The following is a 567-nucleotide window of genomic DNA, read 5'->3' as shown; positions in this document are numbered from 1 at the left end:
TTTCCTGGAGTTCCGCTGACAAATTCATGTGTTGCCTTGTAAGTTGGTGCTGGGGTGAATTCCCAAGTACCGACAAAGTGGGCGTCCGCTCCATTGATGGTTTCTGATGCCTTGTCATAAGACTTAAAGCTCCAAGTGCCTTCTGCTGTCTTCACTTCTGTTTTACTTGGTTGAGTTGGCGTTACTTGAGTACCATTAGACAAGTTCTTATCAGTAGGAGTCTCTTCACTAGCGTCTGATGTGTATATTTGGTCTGATGGAAGCAAGGTTTTCACTTCTTGTGGAAGGTCTTTTCCTGGAGTTCCGCTGACAAATTCATGTGTTGCCTTGTAAGTTGGTGCTGGGGTGAATTCCCAAGTACCGACAAAGTGGGCGTCCGCTCCATTGATGGTTTCTGATGCCTTGTCATAAGACTTAAAGCTCCAAGTGCCTTCTGCTGTCTTCACTTCTGTTTTACTTGGTTGAGTTGGCGTTACTTGAGTACCATTAGACAAGTTCTTATCTGCTGCTGGAAGCAAGTCTTTCACTTCTTGTGGAAGATCTTTACCTGGGGTCCCACTCACAAAC

General features: G+C 45.3%; 1 protein-coding gene. It reads right to left on the bottom strand.

Features of this window, described 5'->3' with window-relative positions; all coding sequences use genetic code 11:
- The coding region (locus D8863_RS10865) for an SHIRT domain-containing protein (protein ID WP_221763090.1) at positions 1-567 on the bottom strand (567 nt) is incomplete at both ends.

It is taken from the genome of Streptococcus oralis, assembly GCF_003943825.1.
GTDB classification, from domain to species: domain Bacteria; phylum Bacillota; class Bacilli; order Lactobacillales; family Streptococcaceae; genus Streptococcus; species Streptococcus oralis_CD.
The sequence above is the reverse complement of the archived record's forward strand: the minus strand, read 5'-3'. Positions and strand labels throughout refer to the sequence as shown.